Annotated in this window: 15 protein-coding genes and 6 tRNA genes; 1 reads left to right on the forward strand and 20 read right to left on the reverse strand. The window is 37.1% G+C overall.

The genetic code is table 11. From position 1 onward, the window contains the following. Positions 1-255 precede the first annotated feature (255 nt). The 20 genes from F3G66_RS05325 to F3G66_RS05420 form a co-directional block, all read right to left on the reverse strand. Positions 256-332, reverse strand: a tRNA-Arg gene (locus tag F3G66_RS05325). Between the two features lie 79 nt (positions 333-411). After that, on the reverse strand, positions 412-2,490 hold the full coding sequence (gene fusA, locus F3G66_RS05330; RefSeq protein ID WP_149707390.1) for an elongation factor G: 2,079 nt from the start codon (positions 2,488-2,490) through the stop codon (positions 412-414). 12 nt (positions 2,491-2,502) lie between these two features. Continuing rightward, positions 2,503-2,973: a 30S ribosomal protein S7 gene (rpsG, locus tag F3G66_RS05335; RefSeq protein ID WP_021090980.1), complete on the reverse strand. Its 471-nt coding sequence runs from the start codon at positions 2,971-2,973 to the stop codon at positions 2,503-2,505. Between the two features lie 78 nt (positions 2,974-3,051). After that, positions 3,052-3,450 carry a 30S ribosomal protein S12 gene (rpsL, locus tag F3G66_RS05340; protein ID WP_021090705.1) on the reverse strand — a complete coding sequence of 133 codons (399 nt, stop codon included), beginning with the start codon at positions 3,448-3,450 and terminating at the stop codon, positions 3,052-3,054. Positions 3,451-3,581: 131 nt separating this feature from the next. Further along, positions 3,582-3,971 (reverse strand): DoxX family protein, encoded by a 390-nt coding sequence (locus F3G66_RS05345; protein ID WP_087585693.1) that lies wholly within the window; start codon positions 3,969-3,971, stop codon positions 3,582-3,584. A gap of 121 nt (positions 3,972-4,092) precedes the next feature. Beyond that, on the reverse strand, positions 4,093-8,607 hold the full coding sequence (rpoC, locus tag F3G66_RS05350; RefSeq protein ID WP_149707391.1) for a DNA-directed RNA polymerase subunit beta': 4,515 nt from the start codon (positions 8,605-8,607) through the stop codon (positions 4,093-4,095). After that, on the reverse strand, positions 8,594-12,739 hold the full coding sequence (gene rpoB, locus F3G66_RS05355; protein WP_149707392.1) for a DNA-directed RNA polymerase subunit beta: 4,146 nt from the start codon (positions 12,737-12,739) through the stop codon (positions 8,594-8,596). The genes rpoC and rpoB overlap by 14 nt, the downstream gene beginning before the upstream one ends. Positions 12,740-12,857: 118 nt before the next feature. After that, positions 12,858-13,238 (reverse strand): 50S ribosomal protein L7/L12, encoded by a 381-nt coding sequence (rplL, locus tag F3G66_RS05360; RefSeq protein ID WP_021090592.1) that lies wholly within the window; start codon positions 13,236-13,238, stop codon positions 12,858-12,860. Positions 13,239-13,267: 29 nt separating this feature from the next. Then, positions 13,268-13,753 carry a 50S ribosomal protein L10 gene (gene rplJ, locus F3G66_RS05365; RefSeq protein ID WP_021090459.1) on the reverse strand — a complete coding sequence of 162 codons (486 nt, stop codon included), beginning with the start codon at positions 13,751-13,753 and terminating at the stop codon, positions 13,268-13,270. Positions 13,754-13,858: 105 nt separating this feature from the next. After that, positions 13,859-14,560 carry a 50S ribosomal protein L1 gene (rplA, locus tag F3G66_RS05370; protein WP_084108356.1) on the reverse strand — a complete coding sequence of 234 codons (702 nt, stop codon included), beginning with the start codon at positions 14,558-14,560 and terminating at the stop codon, positions 13,859-13,861. A 59-nt stretch (positions 14,561-14,619) separates the two neighbouring features. After that, entirely contained in the window at positions 14,620-15,045 is a 426-nt protein-coding gene (gene rplK, locus F3G66_RS05375) for a 50S ribosomal protein L11 (RefSeq protein WP_021091067.1), read from the reverse strand. 10 nt (positions 15,046-15,055) lie between these two features. Beyond that, positions 15,056-15,586 carry a transcription termination/antitermination protein NusG gene (gene nusG / locus F3G66_RS05380; RefSeq protein ID WP_054196403.1) on the reverse strand — a complete coding sequence of 177 codons (531 nt, stop codon included), beginning with the start codon at positions 15,584-15,586 and terminating at the stop codon, positions 15,056-15,058. 14 nt (positions 15,587-15,600) lie between these two features. Continuing rightward, a complete protein-coding gene (gene secE / locus F3G66_RS05385) occupies positions 15,601-15,780 on the reverse strand; it encodes a preprotein translocase subunit SecE (protein ID WP_035167317.1) in 180 nt (59 codons plus the stop codon). A 17-nt stretch (positions 15,781-15,797) separates the two neighbouring features. Further along, a tRNA-Trp gene (locus F3G66_RS05390) sits at positions 15,798-15,873 on the reverse strand. A gap of 13 nt (positions 15,874-15,886) precedes the next feature. Further along, a complete protein-coding gene (gene rpmG / locus F3G66_RS05395; RefSeq protein ID WP_035167196.1) occupies positions 15,887-16,045 on the reverse strand; it encodes a 50S ribosomal protein L33 in 159 nt (52 codons plus the stop codon). A gap of 56 nt (positions 16,046-16,101) precedes the next feature. Further along, positions 16,102-17,301, reverse strand: coding sequence for an elongation factor Tu (tuf, locus tag F3G66_RS05400; RefSeq protein ID WP_021090663.1), 1,200 nt, complete (start codon positions 17,299-17,301; stop codon positions 16,102-16,104). Positions 17,302-17,375: 74 nt separating this feature from the next. Next, positions 17,376-17,450: transfer RNA gene (locus tag F3G66_RS05405), tRNA-Thr, on the reverse strand. Positions 17,451-17,576: 126 nt separating this feature from the next. Continuing rightward, positions 17,577-17,653: transfer RNA gene (locus F3G66_RS05410), tRNA-Gly, on the reverse strand. A gap of 7 nt (positions 17,654-17,660) precedes the next feature. Next, positions 17,661-17,745 (reverse strand) — tRNA-Tyr (locus F3G66_RS05415). Positions 17,746-17,798: 53 nt separating this feature from the next. Further along, positions 17,799-17,874 (reverse strand) — tRNA-Thr (locus F3G66_RS05420). Positions 17,875-18,112: 238 nt separating this feature from the next. Between F3G66_RS05420 and F3G66_RS05425 the strand changes: the two genes are divergently transcribed. Continuing rightward, the gene (locus F3G66_RS05425) at positions 18,113-18,361 is read left to right on the forward strand and encodes a hypothetical protein (protein ID WP_021090800.1); all 249 of its coding nucleotides are present in this window, start codon (positions 18,113-18,115) and stop codon (positions 18,359-18,361) included. Positions 18,362-18,482 lie beyond the last annotated feature (121 nt).

An 18,482-nucleotide genomic window follows, 5' to 3' on the forward strand; every position in this document is an offset into this window, starting at 1 on the left:
AACCAACTAGATTGACAAAAAATAGTCATTTACCATTATGCTTTTTATAAAATTTCTCTTTGATATTAGTGATCTTGTTTGCATATCACTTATAATCTTTTTTATAAAGTCCATTCTTTGTATTTTTTTCTTTTACTCTATTTGCTGATCAGCATAAGAATATTTTTTATAAATTGTTATATCTTGTTATACGTTTTAGTATATTTAAAAAACACTTGTTTGGGTGCTTTGTAATTTACAAAGGCGATTGTATGATGGTGTCCCCAACAGGGTTCGAACCTGTGGCCTTAGAATTAGGAATTCTACGCTCTATCCAGCTGAGCTATGAGGACAATTTATATATTTTGTAGATAGATTTTATCAGAATAAATAATTTTTGAAGGACAGATTACTCTGCCCTTCTTTGGTTAATTAGCCATTTCTCTTTTTAATGATCTCATCACTTACATTTTTAGGAACTTCTTCGTAGTGATCGAATTCCATTGAATAAGTTGCACGCCCTTGAGTCATTGAGCGAAGATCTGTTGAATAGCCAAACATTTGAGCTAATGGACAATAAGCTGCAATGATCTTCACACCATTTCTATCATCCATTGAATTTACTTGGCCACGGCGTTTGTTAAGGTCACCTATAACATCACCCATATACTCTTCTGGAGTTTCAACTTCAACCTTCATCATAGGCTCAAGAATAACAGCACCTGCTTTTCTAGCACCTTCCTTAAAGCCCATTGAAGCAGCAAGTTTAAATGCCATTTCAGACGAGTCAACTTCATGGTAGCTACCATCAAAAAGGGTAACTTTAACATCTTCAACTGGATAACCAGCAAGAACACCGCTTTGAAGTGCTTCTTTGCAACCTTTTTCAACAGCTGGAATATATTCTTTTGGAACAACACCACCTTTGATATCATTAACAAACTCAAATCCACTAGCAGCTGGAAGCGGTTCAATACGTAAAAATACGTGACCATATTGACCACGACCGCCTGATTGTTTAGCATACTTATATTCCTGCTCAACTGTCTTACGAATAGTTTCGCGATAAGCAACTTGTGGTTGACCAACTTCAGCATCAACTTTAAATTCACGAAGCATACGATCAACAATGATCTCAAGGTGAAGCTCACCCATACCACTAATAATAGTTTGACCGCTCTCTTCGTCTGTGCTAACTCTAAAACTTGGATCTTCTTGAGCTAGTTTTTGAAGAGCGATCGCCATTTTTTCTTGATCTGCTTTTGTTTTTGGTTCAACTGCAACACTAATAACTGGCTCTGGAAAGTCCATTCTTTCGAGAATAACTTTATCTTTTTCACTAGCTAGAGTATCACCTGTTAGAGTATTTTTTAGACCAACAACAGCGCCGATCTCACCAGCGAAAAGCTCAGTAATCTCTTCACGTTTATTTGAGTGCATTTTTAGTAAGCGACCGATTCTCTCTTTACTATCTTGAACGGTATTATAAGCATAGCTACCGCTTTCCAAGCTTCCTCTATAAACACGAATAAATGTTAGCTGTCCGACAAATGGGTCAGTCATAATCTTAAATGCAAGAGCTGCAAATTCACCATTATCAGTGCTTTCAACAGTTACTTCAGTGCCATCATCATATACGCCCTTAATAGCTTCAATTTCATCTGGAGCTGGCAAGTAATCAACAACAGCATCAAGTAGAGGTTGAATACCCTTGTTTTTAAACGCGGTTCCACAAAGCATAGGTGTAATAGTCATTCTCAAGCAGCCTGCTTTTATGCCTTTTTTAATCTCTTCTTCACTTAGCTCTTCACCAGCAAAAAATTTCTCCATCAAGCTATCATCTGTCTCTGAAACAGCTTCGATTAGTTTCGCGCGATATTCTTCTGCTTTATCTTTAACTTCAGCTGGAATTTCTTCTTCAACATAGTCAGTTGGTTTTTTCTCATCATTCCAAACGTAAGCTTTCATTCTTACAAGGTCAACCACACCTCTAAAGTTATCCTCAGCACCTATAGGAATTTGAATAGGAATTGGGTTTGCTTTTAGTCTTTCCCTAATCTGCTCTTCAACTCTAAAGAAATTTGCACCTATTCTATCCATTTTATTAACAAAAACGATTCTTGGTACGTGATATTTATTTGCTTGTCTCCAAACAGTTTCCGATTGTGGTTGAACACCACCAACAGAACAAAATACTGAAACAGCACCGTCAAGAACACGCATAGAACGCTCAACTTCGATAGTAAAGTCAACGTGTCCCGGAGTGTCGATTAGGTTTATTTGATAACCCTTCCAAAATGCCGTAGTTGCAGCTGAAGTAATAGTAATACCACGCTCTTTTTCTTGTTCCATCCAGTCCATGGTAGCAGCACCATCATGAACCTCACCTATTTTATGGCTCATGCCAGTAAAGAATAAAATTCTCTCGCTAGTAGTTGTCTTTCCAGCATCAATGTGAGCCGCAATACCGATATTTCTTACCTTATGTAAAGGCGTTTTTCTCTCTGCCATATTAATTCTTTCTTACCAGCGGTAGTGAGCAAATGCTTTATTAGCCTCTGCCATCTTGTAAGTATCTTCCTTCTTCTTGAAAGATGCACCTTTTGAGTTTGCCGCATCTAAGAGCTCATTCGCTAGTTTATCTATCATAGTTCTTTCGCTTCTTTTTCTAGCGTAAGTTATAAGCCAGCGGATAGCAAGAGCTTGTTGGCGAGCTGGGCGAACCTCAACTGGTACTTGATAGGTAGCACCACCAACACGGCGTGATTTAACTTCTAAAATAGGTTTTACATTTTCAATAGCATCGTTAAAAACGTCGATGCCTTTAACCTCAGCATTTTTCTTTTCTATGGCTTTAATAGCACCATACATTATCTCAGTAGCGACGCTTTTTTTGCCATCATACATAAGAGAGTTAATAAATTTAGTGATTATTTTATTTCCGTAAATCGGATCAGGTAAGACTTCCCTTACAGGGGCTTTTCTTCTTCTCATTTTGATCTTTCCTTCAAATTTTTATGAAATTTTACTCAAACGTTTGCAAATTTTAGCAACGTCTGCGAACCTAAATTTTTACTTTTTTGTTGCAGCTGCAGCGCCAGCTTTAGGGCGTTTAGCACCATATTTAGAACGAGAAACTGTTCTTTTTGCAACACCAGCAGTATCAAGTGCACCACGAACGATGTGATATTTAACACCTGGTAAGTCTTTAACCCTACCGCCGCGAACTAAAACGATACTGTGTTCTTGTAGGTTATGACCTTCACCGCCGATATAGCTGATGACTTCAAAACCACTTGTTAGCCTAACTTTGGCAACTTTCCTCAAAGCTGAGTTTGGTTTTTTAGGAGTTGTAGTATAAACCCTAGTGCAAACTCCTCTTCTTTGAGGGCACTCTTTTAACGCTGGAGATTTTGACTTAACAGTCACTTTCTTGCGTTCTTTTCTGACCAATTGATTTATGGTTGGCACAATAATTCCTTTCAACTAAATTTATTAAAAAGACCTAATTTTATTTAAAATAAACTTAAATAACGGTTAATAAGTTAGACTTACTCATATGATTCTTGATTTTATAAAAACTCTGTTGTCTTTATTTTGTATTAGTCTTGCTTGACAGCATATTTGCCGCTACCTATCAAAAGAATACAAAGTGAAATAGCAATATAAAGGTAAATAAGCTCTGATTTAAAGCCATTAACCTCATTTAATGCAAATAAATTTGCAAATCCATAGTAGGAGTATAAAATAGTAATACTGGTACCTAAAACTAGGATAGCGCCTACCCTTGAGTAAAAACCAATAATTAACATGATGGGTGCTAAGACCTCTCCAAGGTAAGAAAAATATGCCAAAAATCCAGGTAAACCAGCATTTACTAATATACCTTTTACCCCGCTAAGCCCATGTAAAATTTTACCAAAACCATGCATAAAAAGGCAGATACCAAGTCCTAAACGTATAAATAAAAGTCCAAGATCAACGTTTTTCATAAATTCTCCATGATGTGATTTAAAGATAAGGATTTTATTAGGTGACAGTTAATAGCTTGTAAATTTTTAATTGATTTAATTTTATAAAGAGATTAAGCCCCGAAAATAGGGGCTTGAAGTATTAGTTTTCTTTGATTTTTACTTTTTTATCCTTATAAAAACCAGTACCAACTGGGATCATACGTCCAAGGATGACGTTCTCTTTTAGATCTTCAAGATAGTCAAATTTAGCAGCGATTGACGCTTCTGTTAAGACCTTAGTTGTCTCTTGGAATGACGCAGCAGAGATCACACTATCACTTCCGATAGCCGCTCTTGTAACACCGAGAAGGATCGGCTCAGCGATAGCTGGCTCGCCACCCATTTTCATGATGCGCTCGTTCTCTTCTTTAAATTTGTTTCTTGAAACCATGTCGCCAACGATGAAATTTGTATTTCCACTATCCACGATTTTGACTTGGCGAAGCATTTGAGAGACGATGATCTCGATGTGCTTATCAGCGATCGCAACACCTTGGCGACGATAAACTTGCTGAATTTCACTGATCAAATAGTAGTGAAGTGCCTTTTCGCCAAGAATTCTTAAGATATCGTGGCTTGAGATAAGTCCGTCTGTTAGTTTCTCACCAGCATGAACAAATTCGCCGTCTCTTACTTGGATCTGGCGGCTCTTCTCGATCAAATACTCAGCTGTCGTGCCATCTTCTGCTTGGATGATGACGCGCTCTTTTGAGCGAAGTGGCTTGTCAAATCTAACAACACCATCGATCTCTGCAACGATAGCTGTATTTTTAGGGCGTCTTGCCTCAAATAGCTCACTAACTCTTGGAAGACCACCAGTGATATCTTTTGACTTAGCAACAGCTTTTGGAGTCTTAGCCAAAATGTCAGCTTGGGCCACTTCATCGCCACTTGAAACAAAGATCGCAGTTTTTGGATCAAGTGGATACTTGATCAAATGTCCGCTCTTTGTAGTGATAATGATCGCTGGTTTTACGCCACTTGGCAAATATTCGTTGATGACAAGACGTCTTTGACCAGTTGCCTCGTCAGCTTGCTCAGTCGCACTATATCCTGGCTCGACATCCTCAAAGCTAACCACACCAGCTTCTTCAGCAATAGTTGGAGTTGAGTATGGGTCCCACTCAGCAATAATTAACTTATCATCTTTTTCAGGCAATGAGACTACTGTCGCTCTCTCAACTGCATCATTATCAGAAACTTGGATGATAGAATTTCTTGGGATATAGTGGCGAACCGCCTCACGTCCATCTTTATCAGAAACAACTACAAAGAAACCTTTTTCAGTTACTTTGTGACCTTTTTTGATATCTTTAACCCTATCAAGATAATCACCTTTTAATATGAAAAATTTAACCACACCATTTGCGTCAGCTAAAATTTTACGAGTTACCGGATCTCCGTCTGAAATTTTAAGTTCACTAGCGTATGGGATACGATTTGGGATATTCCAACCCTCTTTTATGATCTCAACGATACTTTCATTCTCTTTTACCTTATCGCCACTTACATAAGGTATATACATCTTTCCTTCGATCTTTCCGCTAACACCAGCTAATTCATTTGGCTTAGCAAGATCATTTCTTCTAATTGTATATTTAACCTCTTCTTTTTTACCTTTTATCACGATATTTACATCTTCGTGGGCATATTCGATCTCTATTTTGCCGTCAATCGTTGATTTAATCTTTGGCTCAACAAGCAGCACAGCCGCGCTTCTTCTATTTGCAACGATCTTCTTATCGCCATTATCATAAGTATTAAGGTTGTAATATCTAATAAAACCTTCTTTTTGAGCGATTACTTGGCGATCTTGTTGTTCAGTAGAAGCCGTACCACCGATGTGGAATGTTCTTAGTGTTAGCTGCGTACCTGGCTCACCGATAGATTGGGCTGAAATGATACCAACTGCTTCACCTGGTTTTACAAGTTTACCTTCACCCAAATTTAAGCCGTAGCATTTTGCACAAACGCCTTTTGGTGCTTTGCACGTGATAGGTGTTCTAATGCTTACTGCTTTTATGCCAGCCTCGGTTATAGCTCTAGCTTTTTCTTCATCAAGTAATGTGCCTTCGCTAAATAAAATTTCATTAGTTATAGGATCGATCACATCATCTGCTAAAACACGACCCAAGACTCTTTCTTCAAGGCTCTCTATTAGCTCGCCACTCTCTGTAATATCTGTGATCTCAACACCCTCGTGTGTACCACAGTCATGCATTGTAACCTTAACGTTTTGAGCAACGTCGATTAGCTTTCTTGTTAAGTAACCAGCGTTAGCTGTTTTTAACGCAGTATCCGCAAGACCTTTTCTAGCTCCGTGGGTAGAGTTGAAGTACTCCATTATGTTTAGACCTTCACGGAAGTTTGAAATGATAGGTGTTTCAATAATTGAGCCATCAGGTTTTGCCATAAGACCACGCATACCAGCTAGCTGGCGAATTTGTGCTGCACTACCTCTCGCACCTGAGTCTGCCATCATATAAATTGAGTTAAATCCACCTTTATCGTTTTGGATAAGTTTCATCATCTCGCTTGCAACGCTGTTGTTTGTATCTGTCCAGATATCAATGATCTTGTTGTATCTCTCACTATCTGTTAAAAGACCAGCGCCGTATTGCTTTTGAATTTCGCGAACTTTTTTCTTGGCTTCGTCGATATATTTTTGCTTGCTATCAGGCACGATAATATCAGCAATAGAGATAGAAATTCCAGCTTTTGTAGCATATCTAAAGCCTAAATTTTTAAGCTTATCAAGGAAGTCGGCCGTTACTTCAAGACCGCCATTTCTATAAATGTAATCAACCAAATTTGCAATATCTTTTTTCTTCATAATCTTATTCCACATATTTTCAGGAACAAAATCAGGAAGTATCGCTCTTAAAATCAAGCGACCAGCCGTCGTAAAGATGATCTTGTTATCAACCATTGTCTTAATTTTTGCATGAAGACCAAGGGTATTAGCCTCTTCAGCGATCATTACTTCATCAACGCTTGAGAAAATTTTATTTGCACCTTTTTCATCATTTCTCTCTAGGCTTAAATAATAAATTCCTAAAACCATATCTTGTGAAGGAACTGTGATAGCCTTACCACTTGCAGGAAGCAAGATGTTCATTGAGCTAAGCATTAAAATTTTGCACTCAGCGATAGCCTCTTGTGATAGTGGCACGTGAACAGCCATTTGGTCACCGTCAAAGTCTGCGTTGAACGCCGCACAAACTAGTGGGTGAAGTTGGATCGCCTTGCCTTCAACAAGCACTGGGTGAAACGCCTGGATAGAAAGTTTGTGAAGTGTCGGAGCACGGTTTAGCATAACCGGATAGTCTTTAACAACCTCTTCTAGGCACTCCCAAACCTCATTTGTCTTATCTTCTATCATTTTTTTAGCTTGCTTAACAGTTGTCGCATAGCCTTTTTCTTCAAGGCGAGCAAGTAAATGTGGCTTAAATAGCTCTAGAGCCATCTTCTTTGGAAGACCGCACTGATCCATCTTTAGCTTTGGACCAACAACAATAACAGAACGTCCAGAGAAGTCAACACGCTTACCTAGCAAATTCTGACGGAAGCGGCCTTGCTTACCTTTGATGATCTCGCTTAGTGATTTTAGTGGGCGCTTATTTGCACCTTTTACTGCATTTGCTCTGCGACCATTGTCAAATAGCGCATCAACTGCTTCTTGAAGCATTCTCTTTTCATTTCTTATAATGATCTCAGGTGCGTCAAGCTCAAGTAGACGTTTTAGACGACTATTTCTATTTATTACGCGGCGATATAGGTCGTTTACGTCTGAAACAGCAAATTTACCACCATCAAGGCTGACTAGCGGTCTAAGATCAGGTGGAAGAACTGGTAAATTTGTTATCATCATCCACTCTGGGCGGTTGCCTGAATTTAAAAAGCTCTCGATAACTTTTAGGCGTTTTACGATAGTCTTTTTCTTGGCCTCAGAATTTGTAGACTCCATCTCTTCTTTTAGTTGATTTAAAATTTCCATCAAATCAAGCTCGGCTAGCATGTCATAGATGACCTCACCACCCATTCTAGCTGTAAAACCAGTCTCTTCATATCTTGAAGCTAGGCTTTGATATTGCTCTTCATTTAAAACGTCGTATTTTTCAACTTTTTTAGAATTTTCATTGTCGTAATAAGCCTCGCCAGCATTATCAACAATGTATGCCTCATAGTAAAGTACGCGCTCAAGATCCTTCATCTTAATACCAAGAAGTGCACCAATACGGCTTGGCAAGAAATTTACATACCAAATGTGAGCCACTGGAGTTACAAGCTCAATGTGACCCATGCGAGAGCGGCGAACCTTAGATGTTGTTACTTCAACGCCGCACTTTTCGCACTTTATACCTTTATAACGCATCTTTTTATATTTGCCACAAAGGCACTCGTAATCACGGATCGGTCCAAAAATTTTCGCACAAAACAAGCCGTCACGCTCAGGTTTTAGCGTACGGTAGTTGATAGTTTCTGGTTTTTTAACTTCGCCATAACTCCAAGATTTTATCTTCTCAGGACTTGCTAAACGAAGTTGAAAAGCTTCAAAATCACGAGGTCTATGCTCTTCTTTTATCTCAACTGGTTTTAAATTAGTTAGTTTCATTTGTCTCATCCTCATCATATACTTCTACATCAAGAGCTAGTGATTTTAGCTCGTTTGTTAGAACAAAGAACGTCTCAGGGATGCCAGTCTCAGGAACGTTTTCACCTCTTGTTAAAGCCTTATAAGCAGAAAGTCTTCCCTCAACATCATCTGATTTTACAGTTAGCATCTCTCTTAGTGTATGAGCGGCACCATAAGCCTCAAGTGCCCAAACCTCCATCTCACCAAACCTTTGACCACCAAATAGCGCCTTACCGCCGACAGGTTGCTGTGTAACAAGGCTATATGGTCCAGTGCTTCTTGCGTGAACTTTTTCATCAACCAAGTGGTGAAGTTTTAGCATATACATACAACCAACATTAACACGTTCTCTTATCTTTGAGCCTGTGCGTCCATCGTATAGCTCAGTTTTACCATCGCTATCTATCTTTGCCATCTCAAATAGTTTTGCAAATTCGTCAGCCTTAACGCCTTCAAAAATCGGAGTTGCAAATCTTACGCCATTACTCCAATCTTTTGCATACGCAAGAAGCTTCTCATCACTCATCTTGCCAAGAGCTTTTTTAGCATCCATTAGCTTAGCAACACCTGCTATTTCTATCATCTTAGCTCTTAGCTCTTTTATCCACTCGCCTTTTTTGGTCTCAAAAATTTCATTTATCTGCTCGCCTAAGCGGTAGCCAACAAGACCAAGGTGGCTCTCTAAAATTTGACCGATGTTCATACGGCTTGGAACGCCAAGTGGGTTTAGCACGATGTCTACAATCTGACCGCTTGGAAGATAAGGCATATCGACTTCTCTTACTATATTTGAAACGATACCTTTATTACCGTGACGTCCAGCCATCTTATCGCCGACTTTTAGTTTGCGTTTTGTAGCTATATAAACTTTTACAAGTTTTACAACGCCGCTTGGTAAAATGTCATCTTTTTCTAAAATTTCTATCTTAGCATCGTGCTCTTCTTTGAGCTTTTTCTTTTCGTTTTGGAAGTAATTTTTTAGCTCGTCATATTTCTTTTGGATATCTTTTGAAAAGCTTTTAACGATAGCATTTAGAGTAAACCTATTTATATTTTCAAGATCAGCCTTATTGATATTTGAGCCTTTCTTATACTCTTTTTTATTTACCTCTTGATCACTTGCTAGTGGATTTTTAGAAAGAAGTGCTGTAACTTTTAGCATCTCTTCGCGGTCTAGCATAAGTAGTCTATCGTGATGTTCTTTTTCTAAAAGAGTCTTCTCTTCTTCGTAAGCTTTATTTGTTCTACTATCTTTTTCATATCCTTTTTTGGTGAAAATTTTAACATCAACAACCACGCCTTCCATTGAAGCTGAAGCGTAGAGCGATTTGTTTACAACATGACCGGCCTTTTCACCAAAGATCGCACGAAGCAACCTCTCTTCTGGAGTTGGCTTAACTTCGCCTTTTGGAGATACTTTACCAACAAGGATCATACCAGGCTTAATCTCTGTACCAATTTTGACAATACCACTCTCATCAAGGTGCATAAGCTCCTCTTCTTTGACGTTTGGTATATCTTTTGTTATCTCCTCAACCCCATCTTTTAACTCACGAGCCTCGATCTCTTTTTCATAGATATGGACACTTGTAAAAGCATCTTCACGTATCATTTTTTCACTAATAACGATCGCGTCCTCGTAGTTATAGCCATTCCAAGGCATAAATGCGATTAGTGCATTTTTACCGATAGCTAGCTCGCCTTTTTCCATGCTTGGGCCGTCAGCTATGATTTGGCCAGCAATAATCTCATCACCTTTTTTAACTATCGGATGTTGAGAAAAAGTCGTATTTTGGTTTGTTCTTAAATTTTTCTCCAAAGAGTAGTGATCAATATATGGACCAGCTTCGTCTTCGCCTAAAATGAATATATTTTTATTGTCAACCTTTTCAACCACACCACTACGTCTTGCTTTTACGCTTTCCCATGCATCTCTTGCAATAACGCTTTCCATACCTGTTCCAACAATAGGAGCAGTTGAGCGAAGTAGTGGTACTGCCTGACGTTGCATGTTTGAACCCATGAGAGCACGGTTAGCATCATCATGCTCTAGGAATGGAATAAGTGAAGCCGCAACACCAGCTATCATACCAGAACAAAGGTCGATCAAAGCAACATCTTCTCTACGGGCAAGCATCATCTCGCCATCTTTTCTAACCTCAATCAAGTCCTCAACGATGTGTCCATTTTCATCAAGTTTAGTTGATGCTGGAGCTATAACATTACCCTCTTCTTGAGTTGCGGTTAAGTAAACTATCTCATCAGTCACTTTGCCATCTATAACTTTTTTGTAAGGCGCTTCAACAAAGCCAAGATCGTTCACTTTTGCATAGGTTGAAAGCGTATTGATAAGACCAATATTTTGACCTTCTGGAGTCTCAACCGGACAAATTCTGCCGTAGTGGGTTGGGTGAACGTCGCGCACCTCAAAGCCAGCACGCTCTTTTACTAAGCCGCCCTCGCCAAGCGCAGATAGACGGCGCTTGTGAGTAACTTCACTAAGTGGGTTTGTCTGATCCATAAACTGGCTTAGCTGACCACCCGTAAAAAATTCCATAATTGTAGCTGTGATCATTTTTGGATTAATAAGGTCGTATGGCATAATCTCTTCAGTATTATTGCTTAAGCTTGTAAATTTGTCGCGAATTGCCTTTTGCATCTTTACGAAACCAAGGTGAAGTTCGCTAGCAAGTAGCTCACCGATTGACCTTATACGGCGGTTGCCAAGATGGTCGCGGTCATCAATGTGACCTTGTCCATTTTTAACTTTTATAAGATATTTTGCAGTTTTTATGATATCTTCACTTGTTAGTAAAGTAACGTATTCTGGCACATCAAGAGAGAGCTTATGATTCATTTTCATACGACCAACTTTTGTTAAATCGTATCTCTCAGGATTAAATAACATATCATTTACAAAACTCTTTGCAGCCTCTTTTACAACCGGCTCTCCTGGTCTCATGACCTTATAAATTCTAATAGCCGCAAGATCATTTTCATCATCCACACCCTCAGTTTGTTTTAAAACCTTAAGCATATCGTTATCAGCTATGAAAGAATTTATAATTGCATCATCAACACCAGCAGCAGAGTTATTTATAATCTCAATACTTTCATGCTCAGCTAAAATTTTTGCAAGTTTATTCTCATCAAGAGCAGATAGTGTATCATATAAAATTTCTCCACTCTCTGTATTTATTACAGGATTTGCCAAATATCTACCGATAAGTGCTTCAACTGGGTATTCAACAAATTTTACGCCATCTTCAATCAACTTATCAGCTTTTTTCTTAGTTAGACGTTTGCCTGCCTGGTGAAGAATTTCTCCATCTTCGTTTTTTATATCATATTCAACTCTTCCCAAATAATCTTCAGGATTAAAAAGAGTTAAGAATTTGTTATTTTTAATAATTAAATTTTGTATTGGATAAAACAACTTAATAATGTCTTGTTTTTTATATCCAAGCGCCCTAAATAATATAGTTACTGGCACTTTTCTACGTTTATTTATCCTAACATATAAAATATCTTTTGTGTCATATTCGAAATGTAGCCAAGAGCCACGATCAGGTATTATTTGAGCTGTATAAATTAATTTATTTGCAACAGTCGCGCTCTCTTCTTGTTTAAAAATAACACCTGGACTTCTATGGAGTTGATTTACAACAACACGCTCAACACCATTTATAATAAATGAAATTCTATCAGTCATTAGTGGAATTTCACGTATAAAAATTTCTTGTTCTTTTATATCTTTAACACCGACTTTATCGCCTGTCTTATCATCTTTCTCATGAACGATAAGACGTATTTTCATCTTTAAATTTACAGAGTATGTAAGACCTCTTTCTATACACTCTCTGATCGTATATTTTGGTTTTCCAATTTCTGAGCCAACATATTCTAAAGTCAAACGATTTTGTGGATCATGTATTGGGAAGATTGATTTGAAAACTTTTTCTATACCGCTTTCTGTTTGGTTGTTATTTAGATTTAAAAAATTATCAAAGCTCTTTTTTTGTAGTTGTAGTAGGTTCGGAACGTCTATCTCCTTAACGACATTAGAGAAGTCAACCCTAAGACGATTTCCTGAGTATAAGCTATTTAACATTGCATCTACCTCGTGGTAATTTTGAAAGAAAAGTATAGCCTTTTAACAAGGCATCTAAAATTTAAAAAAGAGAGAGACTGTGCCCTCTCTTGAAATATTAAGCTCAAATAATAAAAAATTATTTAAGTTCAACCTTAGCACCAGCTTCTTCAAGCTCTTTTTTAGCTGCCTCAGCCTCATCTTTGCTAACGCCTTCTTTAAGAACAGATGGTGTTCCCTCAACTGCATCTTTAGCTTCTTTAAGACCAAGACCAGTAAGCGCTCTAACAACTTTAATAACGTTGATTTTCTTATCACCAGAATCAACCAAAACAATGTTAAATTCTGTTTTTTCCTCTGCTGCAGCTGCTGCACCACCTGCCGCAACAGCGCCACCAGCTACCATTACAGGAGCAGCGCTAACACCAAATTTCTCTTCGAACTCTTTTACAAGTTCACTAAGCTCAAGTACAGAAAGATTAGATATAAACTCTAATACATCTTCTTTAGTAATTGCCATTTTTAATCCTTATTATTTTTTAATTTTAATTAAGCTGATTGTTCTTTTTTCTCTTTAAGCGCATTCAAACCAATTGTGAAATTTTGAATCGGCGCATTCCAAACTTGTAAAAGCATCGCAATAAGCTCATCACGGCTAGGCATTTTAGATAGAGCTTTAACTTTATCAACGCTAGCAACTTCGCCATCAATATAAGCTGTTTTTATTTTGAAAAGATCAGCATTAGACTCTTCAAATTTTGCGGCTACTTTAGTTACTGCTAATTGATCTTCACTCCAAAGATAGATATTTGTATCTTTGAGTTCCATTCCGACTTTATCAGAATTTTTAAGAGCAATATTTGCAAGAGTATTTTTAATAACCTGAACTTTTACATTTTGTTCTTTAGCAGAATTTCTTAAAACTTCAAGCTTCTTGACTGAAAGACCACGATAGTCACAAACTACGATAGCTTCTGCAGTCTTAAATTCGCTCTCTAATTTTGCAACAACTTCAGTTTTTTCGTTACGTGTCACTTTTTCTCCTTTCCGACCGGTAATTTCAAGCAGAGCGGGTCGAATCAATTAAGCCCAATGGCCTCGGCTATCTCCAATCTAAGATATAAATTTTAATTTTTAGTTTTATTTTAAGTCCATAACTTCTTGAGTATCAAGAGCTATAGATGGGCTCATTGTCAAAGACAACGAAGCATTTTTAACATATCTACCCTTTGCGGTTGCAGGCTTATGTTTATTGATCGCTTTAATAAATGTTGAAATATTTTCATTTAATTGTTCTTTAGTAAAATTAACTTTACCAAGACCTGCATGTATATTTCCTTGCTTATCAACACGGAAATTTACTTGACCGCTTTTTGCATTATTAACAGCTTGTGCAACATCCATTGTGACTGTACCAGTTTTTGGATTTGGCATTAATCCTTTTGGTCCTAAAATTCTACCAACCTTACCTACAAGACCCATTAAGTTTGGAGTAGCTATAAGAACATCAAAATTCATTATACCTTTTTGTATATCTTCAACTAAATCATCTGCGCCAATAATATCAGCACCAGCTGCTTTTGCCTCATCAGCTTTAGCATCTTTAGCAATAACAGCAACTCTTACAGTCTTACCTGTACCGGCCGGCAAAACGACTGAACCACGAACCATTTGATCGGCATGTCTTGGATCAACATTTAATTTTAATGCGATCTCAACTGTTTCATTAAATTTAGCAGAAGCCAGAGTTTTAACTGTGTCAATAGCCTCGCTAAGGTTATAAATTTTATCTTGCTCTACTTTTTTGAGCAATTCTTGAAATCTCTTGCTAGTTTTTCCCATAAATTTCTCCGCATATATATTGCTTCCGTCTTTTGCTAATCAACCTGACGGTAAAGGCTTTAGTCTACTACTTCGACACCCATTGAGCGAGCTGAACCAGCAATAATCTTGGCTGCTTGCTCTTTATCATTTGTATTCAAATCAACAAGTTTTTTCTCAACTATTTCTAGAACTTGAGCTTTTGTCAATTTGCCTACTTTATTTTTTAAAGGATTATCAGTTCCTTTTGTTATACCTGCAGCCTTTTTAATAAGATCTGTAGCAGGAGGCTGTTTTGTGATAAATGTAAAACTTTTATCAGCATAAACAGTTATAACAACTGGAATATTAAACCCAACCATATCTTTTGTTCTCTCATTAAAGGCTTTACAAAATTCCATAATATTAACACCTTTTTGTCCAAGAGCTGGACCAACCGGCGGACTAGGGTTTGCTTTTGTTGCAGCAATTTGTAATTTTATTTCACCTATAACTTTTTTAGCCATTTCTTGCTCCTTAAATTATCTTCTCAACTTGTGAATACAAAATATCAACAGGGGTGCTTCTACCAAAAATAGAAACATTAAGCCTAAGTTTTCCATGTATCATGTCATATTCTTCAACAATACCTGTAAAGTTAGCAAAAGGACCTTCTGTTATACGAACACTCTCACCATCCTCAAAAAATATCTTAGGTTTTGGCGCAGCTCTTTTTTGAACTTTTTCCAAAATAGTATTAATATCCTTTTCAGATAATGGTGTAGGTTTTTTAGCTTCACCAATAAAACGTCCAACTTTTGGTAAAGATTGAATCCTGTGCCAAAGAGCTGTATCAAGGTCTAAGCATGCAAAAGCATAACCTGGATAAAGAGTTCTTTCGTTGATTTTTTGCTTGCCATTTTTTATTTCAATTACGTCTTCTGTAGGAACTATAACTTCTTTTAGCTGATCTTCTATTCCATGATCTTTTACTAAATTTTCAATTCCTCTTTTTACTGCCATTTCGCTTCCAGCGTAAGTCTGTATAGCATACCATTTATGTGACATTACTTTTCCTTATATCATATAACTTTAGATAGAACAAAGGACATAATAACATCGACAAGAGCTAAAAAAAGTGATACAACAGCAACTACGATAAAAACTGCAAAAAAAGCATTTCTAATTTGTTCTTTTGTGGGATAAATAACCTTCATTATTTCCAATTTAGAAAGCCTAATATAATTTATAATTTTTTCCATAATCTTAACCTTAGTCGTGGCAGGGCAAGAGGGATTCGAACCCCCAACCATTGGATTTGGAATCCAGCGCTCTACCGTTGGAGCTATTGCCCTAATAGCTTCTTAATTAACTTTTTAATTTAACTTCTTTATGAATAGTATGTTTTTTTAATCTTGGGCAATACTTTTTAAGTTCAACTTTATCCGTAGTAGTTTTACTATTTTTAGTTGTTGTATAATTTATATCACCACTTTCAGAGCATTTTAAACCAATTTTAATTCTCATATAAGTCCTTATTAAGATATCAAAGGGATATCCTCCCTTTGACAAATTTTTATAAATTAACCAAGTATTTTTGAAACAACACCTGAACCAACAGTCCTACCACCTTCACGGATAGCAAAACGAGTACCTTCCTCAAGTGCTACTGGAGCAATCAATTCAACAGAAATTCTTACATTATCACCTGGCATAACCATCTCTGTTCCTTCTGGGAGCGTAATTGAACCAGTAACATCAGTTGTTCTTACATAGAACTGTGGTCTATAGTTATTAAAGAAAGGAGTATGGCGACCACCTTCTTCTTTTGTTAAGATATAGACTTCGCCTTCAAATTTTGTATGAGGGGTAATTGATTTAGGTTTACAAAGAACCATACCACGCTCAACATCCTCTTTCTTGGTACCACGGAGAAGAACGCCGACATTATCACCAGCTTCGCCTTGATCCATCTCTTTTCTAAACATTTCAACACCAGTAACTGTTGTTGTTTGAGTTGGCTTAATACCGACAATTTCAATTGTGTCACCAACTTTTATAACACCTTTTTCAATTCTACCAGTTACAACTGTACCACGACCTGAAATCGAAAAAACATCTTCGATTGGCATAAGAAGATCTTTATCTGTCGCACGAACTGGAGTTGGGATATAGCTATCAACCGCGTCCATTAATTCCATAATTTTTGCCGACCATTCACCATCTTGACCAGCTTTTGCTTCTTCAAGAGCTTTAAGCGCTGAACCAGAAACAATAGGTGTATCATCACCCGGGAAATTATACTCATTAAGCAATTCGCGGATTTCCATTTCAACCAATTCAAGTAGCTCAGCATCATCAACCATATCAGCTTTATTCATAAAAACAACAATGTATGGAACACCAACTTGGCGTGATAACAAAATATGCTCTCTAGTTTGTGGCATTGGGCCATCAGCTGCAGAAACAACCAGAATAGCTCCATCCATTTGCGCAGCACCTGTAATCATATTTTTTACATAGTCGGCGTGACCAGGGCAGTCAACGTGGGCATAGTGGCGTTTCTCTGTCTCGTACTCAATATGTGAAGTAGCAATTGTAATACCACGCTCTTTTTCTTCTGGAGCATTATCAATATTATCATAATCTTTTAGCTCAGCAAGTCCTTTGCGTGAAAGAACAGCAGATATTGCAGCTGTTAATGTAGTTTTACCATGATCTACGTGACCAATAGTACCTATGTTTACGTGCGGCTTGTTACGTGAAAATTTTTCTTTAGCCATCTTTTCCTCCGTATGTGATATATGTCTTTTTTCTTACCAAATTTGTATAATCATAATAAAATCATATTAACCAGTGGAGCTCATAGCGGGACTTGAACCCGCGACCTCTTCCTTACCAAGGAAGTGCTCTACCTCTGAGCCATATGAGCGAAAAACGCTTGGCAGAGATGATTCCAATTAAATAATACAAACAACTAAAAATTTTGAAAATAAAGTAAGGAATAACTGTGTTTAGTAAAATCTAGATACAGCTCCCAGTTTATTTTCCCAAATTTTGGAGCGGGAAACGGGGCTCGAACCCGCGACCCTCAGCTTGGAAGGCTGATGCTCTAGCCAACTGAGCTACTCCCGCATAACAATGGTGGTGAGACGTGGATTCGAACCACGGAAGACATAGTCAGCAGATTTACAGTCTGCCCTCGTTGGCCGCTTGAGTATCTCACCTTAAACATTAATAAACTATTTTGGTATTTTCTGGTCAAACACTGTTACAAAAATGGAGCTGGTGAACGGACTTGAACCGCCGACCCACTGCTTACAAGGCAGTAGCTCTACCAACTGAGCTACACCAGCACCTGTTTTGTGAAGTGGCAATTATATATCAAAACAAGGTAAAAGTCAAGGGAAATTTAAAAAATTATTCGTAAAAATTAAAATCATAAAATATAGCCATTTAAGAATACAAATTTTTATTAGATTTAAATCCATAATACATCATTAAGCATTTATGAAAAATGTATAATTTTTATAGTTTTATTTTTTTTAAAAGCTAAAATTCCTATAATTACTAAAAAATATATAAGGACTTAATATGCAATTTTTACCTTGGGCGATAATTTTATTACTAATTTATGTAATTTATTTTCTAATGATACGTTACGAGAAAAGAATATCGACTCTTAGCAAATTAATTGAACAAAATAGCGATGGCATTAAAGAAAATAGGGATTTGATTGGACAAAATAGATCACTTATTGAAAAAAATAAACACGATATCGAAAAAAATACAAAAGACATCATAACAAATGTTGAAAAAGTAGATATCGATTTGGAAGACTAAAGTTTTTGATTTCTTATCTAGGCTATTAATAAATTTGCTAGAATTTTTTATTTAAGATTTTAGCAAATTATTTTTTATTTGAAATTTTATATTTATTGTATTCTTTAGCCAGTAAAAGTTG

It is taken from the genome of Campylobacter concisus (genome assembly GCF_902460665.1).
Lineage (GTDB): Bacteria > Campylobacterota > Campylobacteria > Campylobacterales > Campylobacteraceae > Campylobacter_A > Campylobacter_A concisus_AL.